Raw genomic sequence first — 23,791 nt, 5'->3', positions numbered from 1 at the left:
TAAAAGAAACTATTGGTAAAATGAGACCATTTTAAGAAATCTACATTTTCATTATAAATATTTACACGAATATGTCGTATAATCGATTTCAATCAACATTTTTAATGGAAGGGTTGGGGAAGAGATGTTGTACAAGTTGGTGATTGTAGATGACGAGCCTTCGGTACTTAACGGACTTCAGACATACTTTAACTGGGGTGATTATGGCATAGAGTTGGTAGGGGTTGCAGACGATGGGAATGTGGGGCTCGCCCTCATCAATGAACTTAAACCTGATATTGTGTTGACGGATGTCATGATGCCCACGATGGATGGCATTCAGATGTCGATGGAGATTTACGAAAAGCTTCCGGATACCAAAATAGTTTTCATCAGTGGTCATGACAATACAGCCTATCTGAAATCGGCACTCAAGGTTCATGCGGTGGACTACATCTTCAAGCCGATTGTCCGCAAAGAACTGGGTACAGTTATGGAACGGGTGGTCGCAGCTCTTGGGGCAGAGGCAGAGACCCGTCAATTGACCAACAAAATGCAAGTCAAACTTTCGCAAAGTATGCCCCTGTTACGAGAAAAATTCCTAATGTCCGTGATCCGTGACAGCATTAAGCTAGAAGCGGCCAAAGAAAAAATCGAATTTCTTGAACTGCCTCTTCAATTAGATAGCGCTTACATTATTTTGGTCATTCTGGTGGATGATGCGATACAGGTGATGGGACCGTTGTCGGAGCGGGATAAACAGCTTACCTCTTATGCGATTCTGAATATTATTCAGGAGTTAATGAATGAAACACTGCAGGGTGTTGCCTTTGAGAATGAGCCTGGACAGTTCGTAGGAATCCTTAGACTGGATGATATATCTAATCAGGACGATGACTCGACAGATGGTGTCGAGTCCCCAGAGACTCCTGAGCAGCAATTGCTTATTTTAGCGGAGAAGGTAAGGGATAATCTGAGCAAATGGATGAAGTTAAGTGTAACGATTGGTGTAGGAGAACGTGTGGAGAGCTTGATGGAGCTGCCGCAATCCTATATGCGGGCCAAAGATGCAGCTGCGCAGAAGTGGTATTTGGGTAAAAATAAAATTCTGACCATTGACAGTCTGGAGTCCGATAAAAGTGGGCGTTATCGGTTCGAGATTGAATCCGCCGAGCGTGTTTTGTCGGCCATGAGGGCAGGAGATCACGCTAGACTGAAAGACGAGCTTGAGCTGATTTATAGTCAATTGGCCACAAACCGCAAGGGTGGCTTCCGCTATGCAAGGAATGTGAGTCTGCAGTTCCTCTTGCTATCCAGCCGTGTATTACTGGAGTTGAATGCCCTCACAGAGGAGTGGGAATTGAAGGAAGTCGATTCCTGTGAGAGAGTACTGCAGCAGGAGACAATGCAAGATATGCACAATCTCGTATATGTATACCTGCACGAGGTATGCGCCTGTGTGTATAACAAACGTAGCAGGAGAGCTGGCGGTGTAATCGATCGCATTCAGCATTTGATTGAAGAACGATATCCTGAGAATCTTACAGTGGCAGATATAGCGGAAGGTGTCTTCTTAAGCGCAACGTATGTTAGCTTGCTGTTCAAGCAGGAGACAGGAGAAACCTTGTTTGAGTATTTAACAAAAGTACGGATTGAGAAAGCGAAGGAGCTTCTGAAAGACCCACGCTATAAATTCTATGAGGTATGCGAAGCTGTGGGATATTTAGATCCAAGCCATTTCAGCAAGGTGTTCAAAAAAATGACTGGATTTACGCCCAGTGCTTACAGAGAGCAGCATTAGCTTGACATAGGGAGGGGGAGAAGCTTTGGGAAGAACGACGAGAGTAAGTTGGACTTTTTTGAAGGGCCTGATGCAGGGGATCTTTGCTGCAAAAAAGTGGCTCATTGCTTATGTGGTACTTATTCTAATACCGATTTCAATTATGTTGACGTCTTATTATCAGCGTTCATCCGATATTCTTGAACAGGAAGTAACCCGTACTATGCAGCAGACATTAAAGCAGGCAGGTATAAACCTGACATATAAGTTAGATCATATTCAAGATATTTCTAATTCTGTATTTATGAACCAGATTTTATACGACAATCTTGTCCCCCAAGAGAGTATAACCGGTCAGCTTGAGCAGATGGTGAAGCTGCGCAATCTGGCAGAAACCGTGCAGGCGAATATGGATATTTTTCGAATTCGGATATTTGTCAATCCATCTAAGATCTATGCGGGAGACAGTATTAATCTGTACCCGATGTCTGTGCTAGAAAAAAGGCCGTGGCATCAGAAGATTATGGATGAAGGCGGAGGCATGGTCTGGACTGGGGTGTACGAAGAGAACTATGTGGACATAGGTAAGCAAAACATATTCTCGGTAGCCCGCGTGCTGCGTAATCCCAAGCGATATGATGAGATCTACGGGGTATTTATGCTGGATATGTCGAGAAAGGTCATGGACGAGGTCATGTCGAGGATCAACTTCTCCACCGTCAAATCCCCCTATATTATTGACAAGAACGGCGAACGTATACTTATGTTTGAGAGTCCAGGTGATGTTGCTCAGGATGATGAACAAGAAGATGCGCCGGCGGATATCCTAAGTCATGTAAGCCAATCCAGTGATGGTATCTATAAGCGCTACAATGGTAAAGAGGATACCTATGTGGTGTATGCGACGATTGGCACGACGGGGTGGAAACTGATTGCGGAAGTAAACAAATCAGAGATCTCTCATCGAGCCTTTGCCCAAAATCAGTTCACTAGCATTGCTACAGTCGTTGGAATTACGATTATGTTCATGGTGCTTGTTTTTGTACTGCTTACTTTTACCATTCAGGGGATGAATAAGCGAATCAAGCTGGTGCTCAAAATGATCCGGAAGGAAGGAATCGGTTGGCTGGAGGAATACCGTCCTGTTCCTGAAGGAGACTTCTATCTGCTGGAGCGGAGTGTCGATCAATTGATTCACAAAGTCAATAATCTGATGGAAGAAACCTATAAGGCTAAGGTGTTAGAACGGGAGGCACAGCTTCGGGCGCTGCAAGCGCAGATCAACCCTCACTTCCTGTATAATACACTCGATATGATTAATTGGAGTGCCATCGCCCACAATGCACTGGACACCAGTCAGATGATCGAGGCGCTGGCCCAGTATTTCCGGTTTAGTTTGAACAAGGGCGAGGATAACGTGAGTATTACCGATGAGTTGAATCTAGCTATGGTTTACTTGGAAATTCAACAGAATCGGTTTCCATCAACGTTCACGTTTGCGATAGATGCCGATCCTGGCCTTGAGCACTACATGATACCGAAATTGACGCTTCAGCCACTGGTTGAGAATGCTCTTCTCCACGGTATTCGCAAAGCCAAGGATAAGAAGGGAACCATACGCATTACAGCCCGCTTGGAGAATAGTGAATTGCTGCTTACCGTAGCTGATGATGGTATCGGCATGGATGAGGAGACAGCGAAGAATCTGCTGCGTTCCCCACGCCCAGATCAACGGGCAGATGGCTCTGGCAGCTCATATGGACTTTATAATGTGAATGAGAGAATTCGCTTCTTTGCGGGCGAGCAGTATGGCTTGTCTATTGAGACGCAACTTGATCAAGGCACGATGATCATTGTCCGCCTCAAGGCAATGATGGCGCAACGCGAATAGCAAGCAGAGCGAAAGTAGGGCAACTTGAGTAGGCAGAGACCAGAAAAAGTAGTTTTACCTTCTACAGGAGATAATCCGCATGCAGGTATAATAAACTCATCAACATACGGAGGTATACGGGATGAGAATAAATGCTGCGGATGCGAATCATAAGACGGAAGCAAAGTCACTAGCCCATAGAACAAGCAGCAGATGGAAATCAGTAATCAGATACACGGATTATTATGTATTACTCATTCCAGGACTTATCTTTTTGCTCTTGTTCAAATACACGCCGATGTACGGTGTCATTATTGCCTTTCAGGATTTTAACATTTTCGACGGAATTCGAGGAAGTAAGTGGGTCGGGCTTGAGCAGTTTCAAAAGCTGATGCATTCGGATGAATTTGGACAAGTATTTATCAATACGCTGCTGATTAGTGTGTATAAGATCGTGCTACTGTTCCCGATTCCAATCATTATTGCTCTAATTTTAAATGAAGTCAGAGTTATGGTCTTTAAACGGACGATCCAAACGATAATTTACTTACCTCACTTTTTATCATGGGTTATTATTTCCGGATTATTTATTACGATTCTATCTCCATCCGGAGGCTTGATTAATAATATCATTCAGTCGTTTGGCGGCGAGCCGATTAGCTTTTTTATGGATAATAACTACTTCCGCAGTGTCATCGTGTTTACGGCTGGTTGGAAGGAAGTTGGCTGGAATGCCATTGTCTTCATCGCAGCTATAGCAGGTATCGACCAAGAGCAATATGAGGCGGCTTCGATAGATGGTGCGGGAAGAATTAGAAAAATGCTGTATATTTCTCTTCCTGGTATACTCCCTACGATCGTTTTGATGTTCATTCTCCGTCTGGGCTCTGTTTTGGAAGCGGGAACGGAACAAATTCTAACCATGTATAATCCAGCGGTCTATGAGGCGGGGGATGTTATTGGAACATTCGTATATCGGTTGGGTCTTGGCAAAATGGATTACAGCTTTAGTACGGCAGTTGGGTTATTTAATTCTGTCGTCGGATTTATTCTTGTCATTTCCGGAAATTTCCTCAGCAAAAAACTGCTGAACCGTGGAATCTGGTAGAGGGAGGGTTAACACCATGCAAAAACGTTCAGCAAGTGACTGGTTCCTAGATGGCTTTGTCTATCTCTTCTTAATTGCGATGGGTCTTGCTATGCTGCTGCCATTGGCCAATGTATTTTCCAAATCAGTTAGTGAAGAATGGGCGATTGTTTCAGGGAAAGTGGGGATATTTCCAATTGGTTTTCAACTCGACACCCTCAGACAAGTTATTTCTTCCGACGTATTTATTAACGCCTTCCTGATTTCTGTAGGGGTCACTGTTGTTGGAACGATTCTTTCCATCTTAATGACAGCGGTTACGGCTTATCCATTATCTAAAAGATTTATTCCTGGTATTGCTTTTGTTATGGTTATGTTCGTCTTTACAATGCTGTTTAACGGGGGAATGATTCCTAGCTATTTGTTAATGAGGAATCTGAATCTGATTAATAATTTATGGGCGCTTATTCTGCCGGGTATGATCAGTGTGTTTAACCTTCTGGTGATTAAAAGTTATTATGAGAATCTTCCGGAAGCGCTTGAGGAATCGGCACGTATCGATGGTGCGAAAACGTATGTCATTCTATTTCGAATCATTCTGCCGTTGTCCATGCCAGTTATCGCCACAATCGCCTTGTTCTATGCGGTCGGTTTATGGAACGATTTCTTTAATCCGATGCTCTATATCAATGATACTTCTTTGAAAACCTTGCAACTCTACTTACGTGATGTCGTCATGGATGCGGATACCTCCAATGCTGCTAACAAAAGTATTGATGACCTGATGAACATGTCACCTGAAGGCATCCGCGCTGCAACTGTAGTTGCATCCACCGTTCCGATTTTGTTGGTGTATCCGTTCCTACAGAAGTATTTTATCAAAGGCGTATTGATTGGTTCCGTTAAAGGCTAATCGGAGGTTAAAACCTCTGGCATAGCATAGCTGAGTTAGAGGTTTTCTCATACAAAAAAATAACAATTAATTTCATTCAGGAGGGGTTTACAAATGAACCAAAAGAAATGGCTCATGCTTACACTGTCAGCTGGCATAGCTATTAGTACCACAGCTTGCGGGTCTTCCACGGATAAGGGTAGTACAGCAACAACGGCATCTGTAGCACCATCAGCTGCTGCACCTGCTGCGAGCAGTGGTCCCAAACCAGAATTGAAAGCGCTGCAAATATGGATGAAGGATGATTACAACACGTATCCGGTAGCCAAATTAATTGAAGAAAAGACCGGTTACAAAACCACTTACGATATGTTGCCGGCGGATAAAGCCAATGACAAGCTTAACTTGTTGATTGCATCTGCTGAGCCTTACGACTCTATTACCATTGGTGGGGATAAGGCCTTGTATGCGGATTATGCCAAGAAAGGTGCTTTGGTTGATCTGGGCCCACTTATTGATAAATATGGCCCTAATATCAAAGCGGCTATTTCTCAAGAATCCTTTGATTCTGTAAAAGTAGATGGGAAAATCTATGCTATTCCTTTCCGTGGTGTAGAATTCGCCAGTACCTCCTTTATGGTTCGTGTGGACTGGCTTGATAAATTGGGTATGAAGATGCCTACGACAGTTGACGAGTTTACAGCTATGCTCAAAGCCTTTAAGGATAAGGATCCAGGCGGAAATGGCGACAAGAATGTTCCTTTGGCAATCAAAGGTGATGCACCTTTAATGGATAATCTTGTAGGTGCATTCGGCATGACGAGTGGCTGGAACGCTTTGAACGGAAAGCTGGTTCCTAGGGCACTGGACCCTGGATTTAAAGATTATCTGACATACGTGACTGATCTATATAAACAAGGCTTGCTCGATAAAGAGTTTGCGGTAAACAAAGATGCAACCATGAAAGAGAAGTTTACAAACGGTAAAGCTGGGGTTATCATGCTGAACTGGGCGGATATTCCAACAATTGGCGATGCCCTGAACAAAAACTTCCCTAACGCTAAATTTGCCTATCTTCCAATTTTGAAAGGTAAAGATGGTAAAGCAGGAATTAATATGAACTCCGGATTTGACAGGATTACCTTTATCCCGAAAGCTTCCAAACATCCAGAAGATGCCATTAAGTGGATGAATGCGAAGTTGGAGAAAGAAACCTTCAAAGAGATCGCTATTGGTAAAGAAGGCAAGCACTACACGTTCAAGGATGGTCTATATTCGCCGATCATGCCAGTCTTTACGGATGAACGGAACCAAGCCAACAACTATTTAACTGGTGTTGATGAGAAGAACTACTCCATTTACTGGCAAGCACGCGTTCAGAAGGATGCGCGCCTGTTCGAAGGCTATTCCTATTTGAACAAAACGACACCAGCTGAGGTAAGAGTTCGCGATCCACTTGGTCTAGCACCTACATTGCCAACATACTCCAAGGAAAATAATCAATTGAATCAAATGGTCAATGATTATGCAGTTAAGATTATCGTAGGTGGAGAGTCTATAGCTAATTATGATGCTTTTGCTACCAAGTACAAAGCGGCTGGCGCAGAAGCAAGCTCGAAGGAGATTAATGACTGGTACACGACATTGAAGAAATAAGCAGTTCGTAATAATCAAGAGGGGAGAGAGCGGTATCCATCGCTTTCTTCCTTCTATTTGCATTTGTCACGCTAGACTGCTGATTTGCTATTTCTTCGCTATTCCCTTCAAACTACGTATCTTCTACAATAGAAACATGAACTAAACTTGCCTACTGAAGGAGCTGAACACCATCATGTCTGCTGAGTCGATTTTAACCCAAGAGCTGCAACCTCACATTCGCTATGCGGACTTCCTGCACTATCATCCATGGAAGACGCCTCCACGAATCATCACCGATTATATGCTTCTTTATGTCCAGGAAGGCTCATTCCGGTTATCGATCGAAGGGGAGACGTATCAGCTCATGGCAGGTCAGTTCTGTTTCGTTCAGCCCGGCATCGTACACCAGATGGAATCGATTTCGTCTTCCATTACGTTCATGGCGCTCCATATGGAGCTGTTCCCTTCCTCGGTTGAAAATCGTCTAGAGATGATTGTGCCAGTGGATCACGGATATAACCCTGATTTGATTACTGTGCAGCCCAATTTAAGGGTGTTTACAGATATCGATATTCCTTTTGTATTAAAACTTTCTAGACCGGATTGGATGCTGGACGCTATGCAGCAAGCCATCACGCACTGGAATCGTAAAAACGCGCTAGATCATTTGCAAGCGCAAGTCTATGTGACGGAAATTGTGCTTGAATTAATAAAAGAATACACCACCCGGCCAATGTCCGAGCTCAATCGTTCGACAGCGTTGCACTGGGTGCCTGCCTATATGCAGTACCGGTTGTCGGAAACGTTAAGTGTGGAGGAAATGGCCCAAAAGGCGCTCATGTCCCGCTCGTATTTCTCTATGCATTTCCGCAAGCAGTTTGGACTTGGCCCTCACCAATTCTTGCTCAAGCTGCGGCTGGATAATGCGACAGATCTGCTTCGCAGCACCGTCTTATCGCTTCAGGACATTGCGGACAGCTGCGGATTTTCGAGTGTCCATCATTTTTCCAAAATGTATAAACTGCGTTTCGGATACCCTCCAAGTCAAATCAGAAGGCAATCGTGAAAAAGACGTTTTGATATAATTTACATGCATTTTGACAAAGCCATAAGCCTCTTTGCGCCCTATAATGAAGCCAGTGATGAACTGGATTTGATAACAAAGGAGAAGATATGCGATGAGTGAGCAAACCTCTTATGATTTTCAAAGAAAAGTAAAGACCTATGCATCAGCAGATGTCATTGTAATTGGCGGTGGCCCTGCGGGAACAGCAGCTGCGATAAGTGCAGCAAGACGAGGGAAGAAAGTCATTTTGCTCGAAAAATCAGCTCAATTAGGCGGTATGGGGACGCTTGGCAACGTAAGTATTTTCATGCCAATCGGGAACGTCACCGGGATATACCGGGAGCTGATCTCGGAAGTGTTGGCGGAATATTTGCCAGAACAGCATGATGTATCGATTGCCCCGCAATATTCGCCTTTTATTTTACGACAATACTTAAATGAGAAGATGAAAAAAGAAGGCGTTCAAGTCATTTACCACACCGAATGTGTGGGAACCGTGAAAGAAGGCTCTCGTTTAAAGGCGGTTATTGTCTCAACAAGGGAAGGGCTTCAAGCGTTCGAGGGTCTGCAATTCATTGATTGTACAGGAGATGCCCGCGTAGCGATCGATTCTGGGGTGCCGTTTACGTCAGGTAGAGATGAGGATGGGCTCACGCAGCCAATGACGCTGATGTTCATGATGCAAAATACGGGCAAGCCCATTAAATCGATTCTGCCAGAGGGATGCTATCACTACAACGAAATCTCAGATCTGCCGCAAGGTCGTCATCTATTCTGGGAGCATAATTCAGAAGGCCTGCTCTTGGTTAATATGACCCGAGTTAAAGGGAACGGTGCGAAGATCGCGGATGTCAATTACGCAGAAACGGAAGCACTTCGACAAGTCTTCTCGATTGTTCATTATTTGCAAAGAAACGGCTTTGAAACGTATGCACTTTCTCATGTTCCTAACCAAGTCGGAGTAAGAGAAACCAACCAAATTCGTGGACTCTATACGTTGACCGAGCAGGATGTAGTAGAGGGACGTCGCTTTCAAGATGTCGTGGCACAGACGAACTATGAGATTGATATTCATAGTCCTGACGGTAAAAAGACAACCGATGAGCGTAAGGTTCATGGGTACGATATTCCTTATCGCTGTATGGTACCCAACGACGTGGAGAATCTGCTTGTCGCTGGTAGATCAATCTCTGCTACGCATGTAGCGATGTCCTCCATGCGTGTGCAGCCAACGTGCTACGCATTAGGGCAAGCAGCAGGAATCGCTGCAGCCATTGCGCTGGATGAGGCTTGCGGAACACGCGATATCTCGATTAATGTTCTACATGATGCACTGGAAGAGCAGAACGTTATGTTTCTGAAATTAGCAACTTACGCTTCTCCTGAGTGAAGGGGATAGGCTAAAATAAGCGATCTTTAGCATTTATGGCTAGAGATCGCTTATTTGTTTTATAGAGAAAGCTTCAACAGCATGGACGCATGAGGGGCAAGTGTAAAAGAAAGCTCATGCGGCGTACCGAGTTCTTCGCGATTCCAGAGGTCACGCACACGTCCAATGGCATCGGTGCCAAGCTGGGAAGGTGTGACTTGAACGGTTTGAACGTCCTCACTCGCATTAAACAGCGCGACATAACGGACGCCATCCGTTCCATTCGAAGTCCAGACAACTCGTTCATTCTCCCGATACAATTGACGGGCATCTCGCCCGTTACGAAGGACATCCAGCACTTCTTCATTCGTGAGTAGCGACAACGTCCACTCATCGTTGTCCCTTAGCTCTCCTCCAAACATCAGCGGCGAGCGGAAGATTGCCCAGAGGGACATCATCGTTTGCTGCTCGTCTCTTGTGAATCGTGTCCAGCGGTCACTTGCTCCACCGTCAACGGAACGAATGCCGATATGACCGAGCGGCAGCATATCGCAATCCGGCCAATTGCCTGCTCCAACATGCGGCGCCCATTTCTCACACCGTTCGAACATGCCATAGAGCAGCCGCCAAATGTCCCAGAAATCATCGGTCATGCGCCACAGGTTGGCGTTAGCCTTAAGTTCCTCAGCGAATTCGAGCGGCGCCGGACCAGGAGAAAGGCTCAGCACCATTGGACGTCCGCACGAATCAATGGCCTTCCGAATGAGTTGAATCTCGTCTAGTTGAATGCCGTAGAGCAATGAATCTGCGATATCGTCGACTTTGACATAGTCTACACCCCAAGAGGCATACAGCTCGAATAGGGAATTATAATAGGCCTGTGCGCCATCTTTTGATGGATCGACGCCGTACATATCTGTATTCCACTTGCAGATCGCGCCATTCCATGTTTTGGCAATGGAGCGTGCGCCTGCATTTGTCCCAAGTAAGGGTGTATCAGCATGAACCGCTTGTCGTGGAATACCTCTCATGATATGAATGCCAAACTTTAGTCCAAGGCTGTGAACGTAATCGGCCAAGGGCTTGAAGCCTTGTCCATCTGCAGCGGATGGAAATCGGTTAACTGCTGGTAGGAGTCGGGAAAAAGCATCCATCTCGAGGGGGACATAAGGACGGTAAGCCGAAGAAATGGCTCCAGGTTCGTACCATTGGATATCGACGACAATATACTCCCATCCGTATGGTTTAAGATGGTCAGCCATATATTGTGCGTTCCCACGTACTTCTTCTTCATTGACGGCTGCTCCATAACAGTCCCAGCTATTCCAGCCGAGCGGTGGCGTGGCAGCCCATTGGTGATGATTGGTCATAACATGAACTCATCCCTTCTCGTTTAAAGTAATAGCCATATAATAAGACGAAGTTGCTATGGAAGCTAGCGCAATGTTTTGCTGTCGTATGTAAAATATTGCGGTGTTTGTCTAGTCAAACATGATCTGATCGATTGAAAGAAGTTCCTTGCCTTCACGAAACCTGCTTGGCGAGTAGCCTGTCCAATTGCGGAATACTTTGCTAAAATAGCTGCCATTTTGGTAGCCCACTTCCCTAGCAATCTCTTCAACTGTCAATGAGCTGTTACGCAGCAGTTTCACAGCAAGTTCGATTCGGAGCTTAGAGGTATAGGCCATCGGTGAGAAGTTAGTCGCTTGATGGAAGGTGCGTGCCAGATGGTATTTGGAGCAGCCAGCTGCTTCTGCAATTTGGTCAAGCCCTTCTAGTATTCGGAAATTAATCGCTATATAATCAGCGGCTCGTCGTACGATCTCTGGCCAGTTACTTCGTTCCTGGCGCAGCGCACTGCTGCTTCGAAGAAGCTCCATTATGAAGCTATAGACGAGAGCAGATGCGTAATAACCGTCTTTTATTGCTCCTATTCGGGCTTCTGAGTAGATGGTTTCAAGTCGACGAATGGCCAAACTGCGGGGTTCGAACTGCGGTAGGGGGCCAAGCTCATTACGTATTCCCTTCCACACATCATGCAGATTATTCTGCCTAAATAATGCGAAATAGAACGTCCAATGCGAGCTATCTTCGGGTAAGTAGTAGCGATGTCTGCCTGGTATTTCAACCAAAAAGGAAGTTCCTTCAGGCACATCATGAAGTTGGCCGTCTAGCTCGATCTTCCCTCGTCCGGAAATCGTATATTGGAATAAATATAAGGGCCCGTCAATTCGCTTCATACCGTCCCAGTCATATTCTTGCTGCCGAATGTCTTGAAATCCAACAGCAAATAATTGATAAAGCGGGAGTATGGGGTTTTCTTGGAAGCGGTACCCGTAAACACCGTAGTTGTCCTTTATTACCATAATCGATGGTTACCCCTTGTATGCATAGTTGAGTTCATATGTTGAAATCGAATACGTGTAATCCAATACTACCACGATCGTACTGCTTACGAATAATTAAGTAAGCTTGACTTGGAGTTAACTCCAGAGAGTAAACTAGACATGTGAGAATGATGAGCTACTGGAAAGCGAGGAATAATCAGATGGATTATGTGAAGCTTGGAAATACAGGTTTGGACGTATCGCGGATAAGTCTTGGTTGCATGAGCTTTGGAGTGGCAGAGAGGTGGACGCATCCCTGGGTGCTGAATGAAGAGAACAGTCGTCCTATTATTAAAAAAGCGCTCGAACTTGGTATCAATTTCTTTGATACGGCGAATATTTATTCAGATGGAACAAGCGAGGAGATTGTTGGACGAGCACTGAAGGATTATGCGAATCGTGATGAGATTGTCCTCGCGACCAAAGTTCATTTCCGCATGCATCAAGGTCCCAATGGGGCTGGTCTTTCCCGAAAGGCTATCCTGAGTGAGATCGATAAGAGTCTTAAGAGATTGGGAACGGATTATGTTGATCTGTATCAAATCCATCGCTGGGATTATCATACGCCGATCGAGGAAACGATGGAAGCCCTTCATGATGTGGTGAAAGCGGGGAAGGCAAGATACATTGGTGCTTCTGCGATGTACGCGTGGCAATTTCTAAAGGCCTTGCATGTGGCTGAGAAAAATGGTTGGTCACGATTTGTGTCGATGCAGAATCATCTAAACCTCATTTATCGTGAAGAGGAAAGGGAGATGATGCCGCTTTGCAAGGATCAAAAAATCGGCGTAATCCCATACAGTCCGCTGGCATCCGGAAGATTAACGCGTGATTGGTCGGAAACAACACACCGTTCGGAAACGGATCAAGCTCAGAAAATGAAATATGACGCCTTTGCAGATAAGGATCGAGTAATTGTGGAGCGCCTTGCAGCAATAGCAGAAAAACGAGGTGTTCCTCGCGCACAAGTTGCGCTTGCTTGGTTGCTGCAGAAAGAACCTGTAACTGCTCCGATTATCGGTGTTACGAAAATGTCGCATCTGGATGATGCAGTAGCTGCGCTGTCTCTTACGCTTACATCTGAAGAAATTGCGTCGTTGGAAGAACAGTATGTGCCTCATCGGGTAGTTGGTGCTATCTAAATGTTGATCGCAGAAGTAAGCGAGAAATTTGAATTATCACAAGATACATTGCGCTATTATGAACGAATCGGACTTATTCCTCGGGTGAACCGCACAAATAGCGGAATTAGAGATTATACAGAAGAAGACTGCAGATGGGTAGAATTTATCAAATGTATGCGAGGCGTTGGTCTTCCAGTTGAAACTTTGATTGACTATGTGCGACTGTTTCAACAGGGTGAAGAAACATTGGAGACCAGGAAAGAGCTCCTAATCGAGCAGCATAAACAACTCTTATCAAGAATGGCAGACATGCAAAAGGTGCTGGAGCGCCTAGAAGGTAAAATTGAGAGATATGACCAGATCATCGGCGGTACTGATCGCCAGATAACTGGATTTTCCCCTGTTTTTTCGCCGAAAGTAAGGGGAAATAAAGACTAACGCTAGAACCAGGCCCGTATCGGCGCTGTAACGTTGTTTCTCACCGTTATAGGGGGAAGAGGCCTCGAACCTGGGCTATGTTGCCTCGCCTGAAGATCCGCAAAAACGCAAAGGAGCTAAGCACAAACACGCTTAGCTCCTTTTTCACATTCGATTTATGGCTTATTGGAACAGCCATTTTCTTTCAAATCAGCTGCCTATCTACCCGGCAGCAGCTGCTTGATCCAACCGCCGAAGCTCTTCGGATTCCGCGTTTGAATGAGCACGACGCCTTCGCCGCGGAAGCGGCAGACGACGCCTTCACCGCTCGTAAGGCTGGAAATCCAGCCTTTAGCGGCTTTTTCAATCGTATACTGCGTATAATCCGGCCAAGCGACAAGGTGTCCGTTATCGATGAGCACTTCCTCGCCTGGTTTTAAATTAATCGCATGAATCGCGCCATAAGAAGAAAGGAATACGGTGCCTCTTCCGCTGATCTCCACGATGAAGAAGCCTTCGCCGGACATGAAGCCGCTCATCAGGTTCTGCATCTTCGTGTTCACTTGGATACCGGAAGTGCCGGCAAGGAAGCCATCCTTCTGTACATATAGCTTGTACGAGCCATCTAGCTCGACAGCCTCAATGTCGCCGATTACGGCAGGGGCGAGCAGCACCTCGCCTGATCCACGATTAGGGGTCAATTCTTGGAAGAAGAACTTCTCTCCGCTGAGCATGCGGCCGAGTCCTTTCATGATCCCGCCATCGACCGTACCTTTGAGCTCGATATTCGGAGACATAGAGACCATCGCACCGGATTCCGCTTTAATATTCTCACCAGCTTCAAGCTGAACGCGCAGCATAGGGAATGCGCCTTTATATAAAATTTCGTGTTTCATCGTATTCCTCCATTTTACATATTTTTTAGATATCCAATGCCCTTATTTCTCTACGCCTCTTTGGGCCGTATGGTTGCATCCAAGCTGCGATTCGCATACACGAACACTGCGCAGAGGAGCAGAATACTCATCGTGACATAGAACACGGAAGTGAACCCGTACGTAGCTGCCAAATGACTTCCGAGCAGGGGGCCAATTAGATTGCCAAGAAATAGCGAAGACGTATTGAAGCCATAAGCGGTGCCTTGAATCTCAGGGGCTGCAAGCTTCATAACAAGTGCGTTCAATGATGGAATCATGCCGCCGATGAACAGTCCGAGCAGGAATCTGCCAACCAATAGCATAGTGATACTAGTGGCAAAAGCCTGCGGAATAAAGGCAACTGCCGCCATGACGAGGGCAATGACCAGCGTCATGCGTTGGCCGATTCGGTCGCCTAGCCTTCCCAATGTAGGTGCTCCGAATAAATTGGCGATACCGGTAATCGCGACGATAAGTCCGGCAAAAAAGGCCAAGTGCGCCCCTGTATATAAGGTCTTGGCATACACCGTTACGATCGGTTCGATGCTCATCATTCCGATCTGAGTGATCAGGGATGCGGCGAACACTGGCAGCAAGGGGCGAAACAGGCGCCACTGTGTTTTCTGTTTCACTTTTTTGTCGGAAACAGGCTTTCGTTCCTCCTTGATGAACAACATGACGATAAGACTGGCACATAGCATGAGTCCGCCTGTGAAGAAGAACACATGGTGGTAGCCGAGAAAGCTTGCCAGCACACCGCCAATTAAGGGGCCAATGAGTGTACCTGCGATAGCGCCAGTTTGCAATGTGCCTAGCGACTTCCCTGAATGCTCTCGCGGTGTCAGAGAGGCTTGCAACGAAACCGCCATTGAGATGAAGCCGGAGAAGAATCCGTTCAGTAACCTTAGCGATAAGAGCTGCCAGGGCGATGTCACAATGCCCATCAGTGCTGTTACGATGGCCATCCCGAATCCGGCGCGAAGCAGCATGATCTTGCGCCCGCGTCGATCTGCGATGGCTCCCCATAGCGGCTGGGTCAAAAAGGAAGTGATGAATTGGGCAGCTACGATCCAGCCTGTCCAACGGACAACATCGCCTAGGTCGTGAACCCCTAACTCACCGATGTAGAGAGGTAAGAATGGAAGAACTAGATTCATGCCACACGTAATGGAGAAGTTCGCGCCCCAGAGTATCCATAATGACTTTTTCCAATGTAAGGGGGTTGCCATGATGAGGACTCCTTATCCTTTTTTTCTCAGTATAGCATAAATGGGTTGTTACCCAAGCATTTAGGACCTCTGTGAAAACTGCTGACGATAGGATCGAGGTGACATCCCCTCGAGCTTTGTAAAGCTTGCTGCGAAATAAGCAGCCTGCTCAAAGCCAACCTCCTGAGCAATGTGGGCAATGGGCCGTTCCGTTTGCAAGAGTAAGAGCTTGGCCTGTGCTACTCTTAATTTCAAGTGGTAGGTTACAGGCGAACAACCATATTCTTTTTGCATACAGCGAGCGATGTAGACAGGATGGAAATTGAGCTCATCGCCGAGCTGCTTAGCAGACACGGGTTCGCGAAAATGCTGTCTTAAGTAGGATGCCGCTTTCTCCGCACAGGCTCTGGAGGCGGAGAGGTGATCGGTCTCTGCAGACGCGGCCAGTTGATGCAGAATCTCTTGGAATAACTGCTGCTGAGCAAACCGAACACTGCTCACATGCGCACGAGGCTGTAACTGCAGAAGCTGGTCGAAAACCTCGTACATTTTCTCAGGATGCTGCAACGTTGTAAATTGCGGAATACGCATCGTGAAGGGTTCCACGGCGAAAGCTTCAACCATGGCTTCCTCTAGTGCTGGTTCCACCAAGGAGACAGGGGCAACAGCAGTAGGATTAATTAACTCCCAAGCACCACCTACATGGAAATGCAGCCAATAGGTGTGAGTTAGCTCAGTGCATGCTTTTGTCGCAAAATGATAACGATCAGGCCGCAAAATGACAGCTTGCCCTACCCCTACTTCGAATTGGGCATCCTCCTCACCGATGTAGAAGCAGCCGATCGTTGCGATAAGGAGATCGAAGACTTGGATGTTGCTGCGACTTGGGTGCTGCCCACCCTTTGGGATGATGTTTAATCCACTCGTGATATAGTGCGGAAGTGGAGGGATCGTGATCTCAAGAAATGCCATGAATACCACCTGCTTTAATCCAAAGTGAAAGTTGGAATTGTATAAGTTTCAGTTGCGATGTTGATACATGAAATCAACTATAACAGCTATAATTTGAACTGACTACAAAGTTTCATTTTCATAATAAATAGAGAATCATACTGGATGGTGGCGTGAACATGAAGACGGAGAAAAATAAATTTTCATTATGGTTTCTAGCATGGCCAATATTTGTAGAATTACTGCTGCAACTGCTGCTAGGAGCTGTAGATACGCTCATGGTAAGCCGCGTTTCCGATGATGCGGTTGCAGTAGTTGGCTTAGCGAACCAGATCTTTCAGGCGGTTATGATTTTATTCATGACAGTGGCAAGCGGCGCAGGGATTCTCATTGCGCAGAAAATCGGGGCCAAACAGCAGGAATCCGCACGAACGGTCGGAATTATGGCGGTCACGATAAGCGGTGGCATTGGTGCAATACTCAGTGTCATCCTGTATGTAGAGGCGATTCCACTTGCGAGGCTGTTTCAATTAGAAGAACGGTTAATCCCACTGGCACATACCTATATTTCAATTGTCGGCAGCGGCATGGTATTGACTGCATTAACAGCTACACTCAGCACAGCGATTCGGAATACGGGAAACACGAAGGGACCAATGATTATCGCGATCGGGATGAATGTGATCCATGTCGTTTTGAACTACGCTTGGATCAATGGTGCTCTTGGTTTTCCACAACTAGGCTTAACAGGGGTTGCGATCTCAACATTAGTGAGTCGGTTACTAGCGACTTGTTTACTTCTCTATATGTTTGTTTCAATCTTTGAGCGAAGAATCAGATGGCGTGATCTTGGCGTTTTTAACCGGAAGCTGTTTAGTGAGATTATCCGAATTGGTTGGCCTCTTGGCGTCAATATGTCGTCTTGGGTGCTGTCGCAGCTCGCGATTTATAGTTTTTTGGCAACGATGGGTGCTGCAGCTTTGGCAGCGAGAACGTATATGAATACACTGGAATCCATCTGTTTCATGTTAGGTTATTCGATTGCACTATCCGCACAGATCCAGATTGCGCATCTGTTCGGTTCAGGGCAGACACAGGCGGCATATAAAGCCGGCTACCGAGGCACATGGATTGGACTTGGCTTGGTTGGGTGCAACAGCATCCTGCTATTGATCATCGGGAAAAGCTTCCTTGGCTTCTTCAGTTCAGACCAAGCGATTATTGAGCTAGCTCTTTCTTGCTTAGTGCTAACAGCGATACTTCAGCCAGGAAGAATGATCAATATGGGCTTCGGCAATGCACTTAATGCGATTGGTGACACCCGTTTTAATATGGTGATTTCACTAATCTCTATGTGGGGGGTTGCTGCGGGTCTCTCTTATGTGCTTGGACTGCATTATGGGTGGGGGTTAGCGGGTATTTATGTTGCAATGATGTGCGATGAGTATCTTCGTGGTATTCTCGTGGCTATCCGCTGGCGGCGAAAGAAGTATTTGCGTTTGGCAGAAGGACGGACGAAGGGCATTGACCCTCTAGGAGCTAATGAAGGAAATATTCAAAATGCTCATAGTGTTCATAGTGCTTAAACCAATCCAATAATGGGGTAGGGTTGTTGATGCAGAAATGAGAAGATGGGAGCAAGAGTGATCGTTCACTTTTGCTCCTTTCTCATATGCGCAGATATTCGCCAACTACCTGCGGTATGTACGAAACCGAATATCTTGATTGTAGTTGCCGAAGCCTTCGCCATACAGTGTCAATCCACCGACATGCTCGGCGTGCTCGGGTACTTCTAATCGTAAGGTCCACTCGTTGCGTGAGAGGGGAAGGTCCTGAATGGTAACCCCGGAAAGTTGTTGTCCGTCTATGTAGGTCCCCTGTTCGGTGATGCGAAGTACCTTCAGCCAGCCATACTGATTCGTATAGTCCGACCACCAGGATGGGGTTAGGAGGCCGCGGCCAGCACCGGAATCGCCAGGGCTTGTCCAATAGCCGAGCAGGATATCATTCACATAAAAGTGAATATCGGACGGCCAATTGGCTGCGATACCCGGTGCTTCCGAGCCAATTTCCAGCGAGATTTCAATTTCCTCCAAAGTCTGACCGGGAAGCATATAGTTGGGAACCCGATATTCAACAAAGCCCTTGGCGAACCAAAGGATTTTGGCATGCATGCGCTCTGGTTCGAGGAAGAATCGGGGATCGTCAAACTGACCAATCATTCGCTCGGCTGAAGCTAACCCACAGGTCGGGTGGACCTCATAGCGAGTATAATGGCCAACAGGAACAGATACTTCGTTGAACATTCGCTGCTGTTCGGTGGACTGTGGGAGCTGAATGTTGATGCGCGCGAGCGCCAATGTACAGATTTTGTGCGTTCCTCCTTGCTTACGAACGAGCTTCGTCTGAATAAGACCACCGCTCTCCAACTTTTTGACATGCATCGTCACGATCGCACTGCTTAAGGAAAGACGCTGCGCTAAATCCTTCACGTTCATCTCTTCTTCAGCCAATAATTCCAGAATGTGCAGACGTACATCGCTAGCCAACGCTTCATATAAGGGCAGCCATTTACGGTCTGTCGTCGTGTGAATCATACTTTGAACGCCTCCTATCGTATCTTCTGATTAACATAAATATGAATGCAACAAAAACGGGAGAAAGGTATTGATCTTCATCCTTTTTTATTGTTTAATATGAACTATACATAATATTTATATTAACTGATTTATATTTTTATTAATTATACGATGAGGTGAGCTAAATGTCTATGAAAGCAAGCATGATTATTGACAAAGATTTCAAAGTTGGAGAAGTTGATCCTCGTTTGTATGGTTCCTTTATTGAGCATTTGGGGCGTGCGGTGTACGGCGGGATTTATGAACCTGGACACCCACAAGCAGATGAACAAGGGTTTCGCGGAGATGTGCTGGAGTTAGTGAAAGGTCTGAATGTACCGATTGTTCGCTACCCCGGTGGGAACTTTGTATCGGGTTATAACTGGGAGGATGGTATTGGACCTGTGGATCAGCGTAAAAGACGTCTTGATCTTGCCTGGCGCACGATTGAGCCCAATTTGATCGGCCTTAATGAGTTCATGGACTGGTGCCGCAAAGCGAACACGGATGCCATGATGGCTGTGAATCTGGGAACTCGGGGTCCTGATGAGGCCAGAGACATTATTGAGTACAGCAACATCACTGGCGGAACCTATTGGAGTGATTTGCGCATTTCCCATGGCTACCGCACACCGCATAACATCAAAACATGGTGCTTAGGCAACGAAATGGATGGCCCGTGGCAAACCGGAAGTAAGACGGCGGTGGAATATGGCCGCATCGCTTGTGAGACAGCAAAAGTGATGAAATGGGTCGACCCTTCGATCGAGCTTGTCGCTTGCGGCAGTTCTAGCTTGGCCATGCCTACCTTCCCAGATTGGGAAGCAACCATTCTTGAGCATACCTATGATCATGTTGATTATATTTCGCTTCATCAGTACTATGGCAATCGCGACCAAGACTCTGCGAATTTCCTAGCACAATCCTTAGGCATGGATCGGTTCATTCATACCGTGATTGCTACAGCTGACTTCGTTCAGGCGAAAAAGCGTGGCAAGAAGAAGATTAATCTCTCCTTCGATGAATGGAATGTATGGTATCACTCGAATGATGCCGATCGTAAAATCGAACCTTGGTCCATTGCACCGCCGCAGCTGGAGGACATCTATAATCATGAAGATGCACTCCTTGTAGGCTGTATGCTAATTTCCATGCTGAAACGTGCGGATCGTGTCAAAATGGCATGCTTAGCCCAACTGGTTAATGTGATCGCACCAATTATGACCGCGAGTGGCGGCGCCGCGTGGAAGCAAACGATTTACTATCCTTACATGCATGCTAGCGTGTTCGGCCGTGGAACGGTTCTCGTACCACTCATTAAATCTCCGAAGTATGATGCCAAGGATTACACGGACGTACCTTACCTCGAGGCTGTTGCCGTACACAACGAGGAAGCATCGGAGTTGACTATATTTGCAGTGAATCGCCATTTGGCAGAATCACTCCCTTTGGAGATGGACCTTCGCAGCTTCGGCGGCTTCCAAATCAAGGAGCATATCGTATTGGAGCATGAGGATCTCAAGGCTTCGAATACGTTGGAAGCGCCGGATTGTGTGAAGCCGCATTCTGCAGGGAATGCAACAATCTCTGCTAATGGACAAATTGAGGCTGTTCTTGGAAAAGCTTCTTGGAATGTGATTCGTCTTAAGCTGGCGTAAAATATCAAATAATTTCATAGATACACCTATATAAAGCCGCGATTTGGACCATAATATTCATAGGAGAAACCTTGATCTGTAGGAACATCGAGGTTGCCCATGTGATGGTGCACGCGGCTCTTCTTTATTTTCCAATCCACGCTCTGGTATGATGAGAGAAACGAGATTGAAGGAGTTTGCGCATATGAAAATGAGAGTAGGCTTAGTTGGCGGCTTCTTGCTGGTGGCAGCATTAAGCTTAACGGCTTGTGGAAATAAACCATCGGAGACACCAAGTGCTAGTGTTTCTGCAAATGTAGATGTTCCAAAGCTTTATCAAAATTATTGTATCTCCTGTCATGGTAATCAATTACAAGGCGGGCAAGGCCCGAATATTCAAAAAGCGGGAGAACGCCTCACGGAAGCAGAAATCGTAAAGCGGATACAAAAGGGTGGTGGCGGGATGCCGCCGTTTCAGGTCACGATGAAGGAAGAGGAACTGAAAGCACTTGCAGCATGGTTGGCTGGATTAAAGTGAATGGAAAAAAATGGATTATTAAGGTTTCATTAAGGTTAGCTACATAATTCCTTCACAATTGACCTTTACAATAAGGGGCATGAGGAGAGTGATGTAAGATGCACTTGAATTTGAAGCCCCGGAAGCGTCTTTCGAGTAATAAGAGCTCAAGCCGTCTGGGAGCATCGATTTCACTAATTTTATTTATGATCGGTTTACCGATTCTGTCTGTTGTTGGTATGGAGTTTCTTGAACGTGGCAATCTACCTGAAACCATGGAATGGATTACAGGTAATCAATCTTTATTTATGCTAAATGTAGGGCTAACCTTCTGTCTGCTGGCCTTCATTTATGCGCTCGTAGGATCTTTGGCAATCTCTGGATCCATCACGACTTTACTTCTGGGTCTGATGGCAATTATCTCGTATATGAAAGTGAAAATGATCGGGGAGCCGTTCTTCCCTTGGGATATATTGCTGAACAAAGAGAGTATGAATATTGCTTCACTAGTCACGGGAAAAGCTGCATTAATTCGAATATGTGCTGTAGCGGCTGCGATTCTCATCGTCCTTGCGCTTAGATGGGTAATCCCGCGTGTTACAATACCTGTAATCGCTCGGATCGGTTTAGGGCTCTTTTCGCTCTATGCCTTGTATGCATTTGGGATCAAAACACCGTTAGCTGGCAAAGTTTTAGACCACGCAGGTGTCAATGAGATTGTTTGGGATCAGCAGCAAAACTACGCAAACAATGGTCTTACGCTTGCGTTCACACTCAATGTGAAGAATTCGATTGTTCAGAAGCCGGATACTTACAGTGAGCAAGCACTGGCAGCGGCTGCGGCCACTATTCAAGAGGCTGCGGTCCAGAAAGATGCAGGCGTCCGTAAAGCGAAAGCTACCCTTGCTGAAGGGAAACAGCCGAATGTTATTTTCGTGATGAGCGAAGCATTCTGGGATCCTACCCTGCTAGGGAATGTAACGTTCAGCGAAGATCCACTGCCAACGATTCACGGTTTACAGCAAGAGTCTAGCTCGGGCTATTTGCTTTCCCCGCAATATGGCGGCGGAACGAGCAATGTGGAATTTGAAGTGTTGACGGGGAACTCGATGAGCTTCTTACCTGGCGGATCCATTCCGTATCAACAGTACATTTCCAAGCCAATTCCGAGCTTGGCGAGTTATTTTGCTGACAAAGGGTACAAGAGCATGGGGATTCACTCGTATGAAGGCTGGTTCTGGGATCGGAATAACGTGTATAAGCAACTTGGTTTTGAAACCTTTAAGAGTAGTGAGCACTTCGACAATCCGGAAACGAAAGGTTACTTTATCTCCGATGCCGAGGTCGCAAGAAACGTGATGAGTGAAGTAGATAAAACGGATAATCCGATGTTTATCTATACCGTTACGATGCAGAATCATGGACCGTATGATGATCCGCGTTACGGGGAAAATCAGTTCAAAGCAACAGGTAATCTTTCCGCGCAAGCCAAAAGTATTCTTGAAACGTACACGCAGGGTGCGCATGACGCCGATCAAAGCTTGCAAATGATGATTGATCATTTCAAGGATTCGGATGAACCGACGATGATTGTCTTCTATGGTGATCATTTGCCGATGCTTGGCATGGATTATCAGGTGTATAAGGAAGCAGGTTTTATTTCAACAAGTGATGCTAACAAATGGTCGTTGGAAGAAATCAAGAAGATGCACAGCATTCCGCTTGTGACATGGTCCAACTTCGATATGCCGAAGCAAGACATTCCAGTGCTAAGTGATTCCTTCTTAGGGGCTCATGTCCTGGATATGCTTCATATGGAAAAGCCAGCGAATTTCGCTTTGAATGCCGAGTTGGCACAGCAAGTACCAGGGCTTCTTAGCAATTTGATTGTTGATCAAGATGGGCTGCTGCATGCAACAGCGCCGGAATCCGCGGCACCTCTTATCGCTGATTATCGGAACGTGCAATATGACTTGATGTTCGGTAAACAGTATCTGGCCACGTATCTGGATCATGATTATTTGACCAAAGGCACGCAAACGGGCTATAATGCCGAATTTGGTGTCACAGCTGATGCCGCCCAGTCTGAAGCTCAAGGCAGTCAGGACGCAAAGCCGGCAAAACCGCAGTAGTGCAGATTGGCTAAATGACCGTCTCTCAAATGTTTTTGGGAGGCGGTTTTTGGCGTTTAGGCTGAACCCAACCGTTGATATGCCCGAAGACTTGGTCACGCTCAGGATTAACAGGAAAACCTCCATCTATTTTCGAGGAAAGAGCCTGAAATAACTGTTGCCAGTGGCAGGGTTATTTTGGTAATATGATATTCCGTCTCTA

Annotated in this window: 19 protein-coding genes; 13 read left to right on the top strand and 6 right to left on the bottom strand. The window is 46.2% G+C overall.

Annotation, left to right across the window (positions count from 1 at the left end; all coding sequences use genetic code 11):
• The first annotated feature begins 124 nt into the window (after positions 1-124).
• The 7 genes from ASG89_RS30510 (at position 125) to ASG89_RS30480 (ending at position 9,702) form a co-directional block, all read left to right on the top strand.
• Complete coding sequence (locus tag ASG89_RS30510; RefSeq protein ID WP_057315105.1) at positions 125-1,780, top strand: response regulator; 1,656 nt, start codon at positions 125-127, stop codon at positions 1,778-1,780.
• A 25-nt stretch (positions 1,781-1,805) separates the two neighbouring features.
• The gene (locus tag ASG89_RS30505) at positions 1,806-3,650 is read left to right on the top strand and encodes a sensor histidine kinase (RefSeq protein WP_057315104.1); all 1,845 of its coding nucleotides are present in this window, start codon (positions 1,806-1,808) and stop codon (positions 3,648-3,650) included.
• A 121-nt stretch (positions 3,651-3,771) separates the two neighbouring features.
• A complete protein-coding gene (locus tag ASG89_RS30500) occupies positions 3,772-4,737 on the top strand; it encodes an ABC transporter permease (protein ID WP_057315103.1) in 966 nt (321 codons plus the stop codon).
• Positions 4,738-4,753: 16 nt separating this feature from the next.
• Positions 4,754-5,629 carry a carbohydrate ABC transporter permease gene (locus ASG89_RS30495; protein WP_057315102.1) on the top strand — a complete coding sequence of 292 codons (876 nt, stop codon included), beginning with the start codon at positions 4,754-4,756 and terminating at the stop codon, positions 5,627-5,629.
• Between the two features lie 93 nt (positions 5,630-5,722).
• Complete coding sequence (locus ASG89_RS30490) at positions 5,723-7,264, top strand: extracellular solute-binding protein (protein ID WP_057315101.1); 1,542 nt, start codon at positions 5,723-5,725, stop codon at positions 7,262-7,264.
• A 175-nt stretch (positions 7,265-7,439) separates the two neighbouring features.
• Entirely contained in the window at positions 7,440-8,312 is an 873-nt protein-coding gene (locus ASG89_RS30485) for an AraC family transcriptional regulator (protein ID WP_057315100.1), read from the top strand.
• Between the two features lie 112 nt (positions 8,313-8,424).
• On the top strand, positions 8,425-9,702 hold the full coding sequence (locus ASG89_RS30480; RefSeq protein WP_057315099.1) for an FAD-dependent oxidoreductase: 1,278 nt from the start codon (positions 8,425-8,427) through the stop codon (positions 9,700-9,702).
• A gap of 59 nt (positions 9,703-9,761) precedes the next feature.
• Here ASG89_RS30480 and ASG89_RS30475 read toward each other — a convergent pair whose 3' ends face one another.
• Positions 9,762-11,051, bottom strand: coding sequence for a glycoside hydrolase family 27 protein (locus ASG89_RS30475; protein WP_057315098.1), 1,290 nt, complete (start codon positions 11,049-11,051; stop codon positions 9,762-9,764).
• 111 nt (positions 11,052-11,162) lie between these two features.
• Entirely contained in the window at positions 11,163-12,047 is an 885-nt protein-coding gene (locus ASG89_RS30470) for a helix-turn-helix transcriptional regulator (RefSeq protein WP_057315097.1), read from the bottom strand.
• A 182-nt stretch (positions 12,048-12,229) separates the two neighbouring features.
• Here ASG89_RS30470 and ASG89_RS30465 point away from each other — a divergent pair, with 182 nt between their 5' ends.
• Positions 12,230-13,210, top strand: a complete 981-nt coding sequence (locus ASG89_RS30465; protein WP_057315231.1) for an aldo/keto reductase — start codon at positions 12,230-12,232, stop codon at positions 13,208-13,210.
• Entirely contained in the window at positions 13,211-13,630 is a 420-nt protein-coding gene (locus tag ASG89_RS30460; protein ID WP_057315096.1) for a MerR family transcriptional regulator, read from the top strand.
• A 197-nt stretch (positions 13,631-13,827) separates the two neighbouring features.
• Here the strand turns inward: ASG89_RS30460 and ASG89_RS30455 are convergent, their stop codons facing one another.
• The 3 genes from ASG89_RS30455 to ASG89_RS30445 are packed head-to-tail and all read right to left on the bottom strand — an operon-like array spanning position 13,828 to position 16,706.
• Positions 13,828-14,505, bottom strand: coding sequence for a TIGR00266 family protein (locus ASG89_RS30455; RefSeq protein ID WP_057315095.1), 678 nt, complete (start codon positions 14,503-14,505; stop codon positions 13,828-13,830).
• Positions 14,506-14,555: 50 nt separating this feature from the next.
• Positions 14,556-15,755: an MFS transporter gene (locus ASG89_RS30450; protein ID WP_057315094.1), complete on the bottom strand. Its 1,200-nt coding sequence runs from the start codon at positions 15,753-15,755 to the stop codon at positions 14,556-14,558.
• A 60-nt stretch (positions 15,756-15,815) separates the two neighbouring features.
• Entirely contained in the window at positions 15,816-16,706 is an 891-nt protein-coding gene (locus ASG89_RS30445; protein ID WP_057315093.1) for a helix-turn-helix transcriptional regulator, read from the bottom strand.
• A gap of 158 nt (positions 16,707-16,864) precedes the next feature.
• On the opposite strand from ASG89_RS30445, the gene ASG89_RS30440 reads away from it, so the two are divergent.
• A complete protein-coding gene (locus ASG89_RS30440) occupies positions 16,865-18,271 on the top strand; it encodes an MATE family efflux transporter (protein WP_057315092.1) in 1,407 nt (468 codons plus the stop codon).
• Positions 18,272-18,376: 105 nt separating this feature from the next.
• On the opposite strand, the gene ASG89_RS30435 is transcribed toward ASG89_RS30440, so the two are convergent.
• The gene (locus ASG89_RS30435; protein ID WP_057315091.1) at positions 18,377-19,282 is read right to left on the bottom strand and encodes an ArsR/SmtB family transcription factor; all 906 of its coding nucleotides are present in this window, start codon (positions 19,280-19,282) and stop codon (positions 18,377-18,379) included.
• A gap of 167 nt (positions 19,283-19,449) precedes the next feature.
• Here ASG89_RS30435 and ASG89_RS30430 point away from each other — a divergent pair, with 167 nt between their 5' ends.
• The 3 genes from ASG89_RS30430 (at position 19,450) to ASG89_RS30420 (ending at position 23,589) form a co-directional block, all read left to right on the top strand.
• On the top strand, positions 19,450-20,961 hold the full coding sequence (locus tag ASG89_RS30430) for an alpha-N-arabinofuranosidase (RefSeq protein WP_057315090.1): 1,512 nt from the start codon (positions 19,450-19,452) through the stop codon (positions 20,959-20,961).
• Between the two features lie 184 nt (positions 20,962-21,145).
• Entirely contained in the window at positions 21,146-21,478 is a 333-nt protein-coding gene (locus ASG89_RS30425) for a c-type cytochrome (protein ID WP_057315089.1), read from the top strand.
• Between the two features lie 98 nt (positions 21,479-21,576).
• Entirely contained in the window at positions 21,577-23,589 is a 2,013-nt protein-coding gene (locus ASG89_RS30420; protein ID WP_057315088.1) for an LTA synthase family protein, read from the top strand.
• Positions 23,590-23,791 lie beyond the last annotated feature (202 nt).

The sequence above is a fragment of the Paenibacillus sp. Soil766 genome (assembly GCF_001428105.1).
GTDB lineage: Bacteria > Bacillota > Bacilli > Paenibacillales > NBRC-103111 > Paenibacillus_E.
This window is presented reverse-complemented; position numbering and strand designations above follow the sequence as displayed.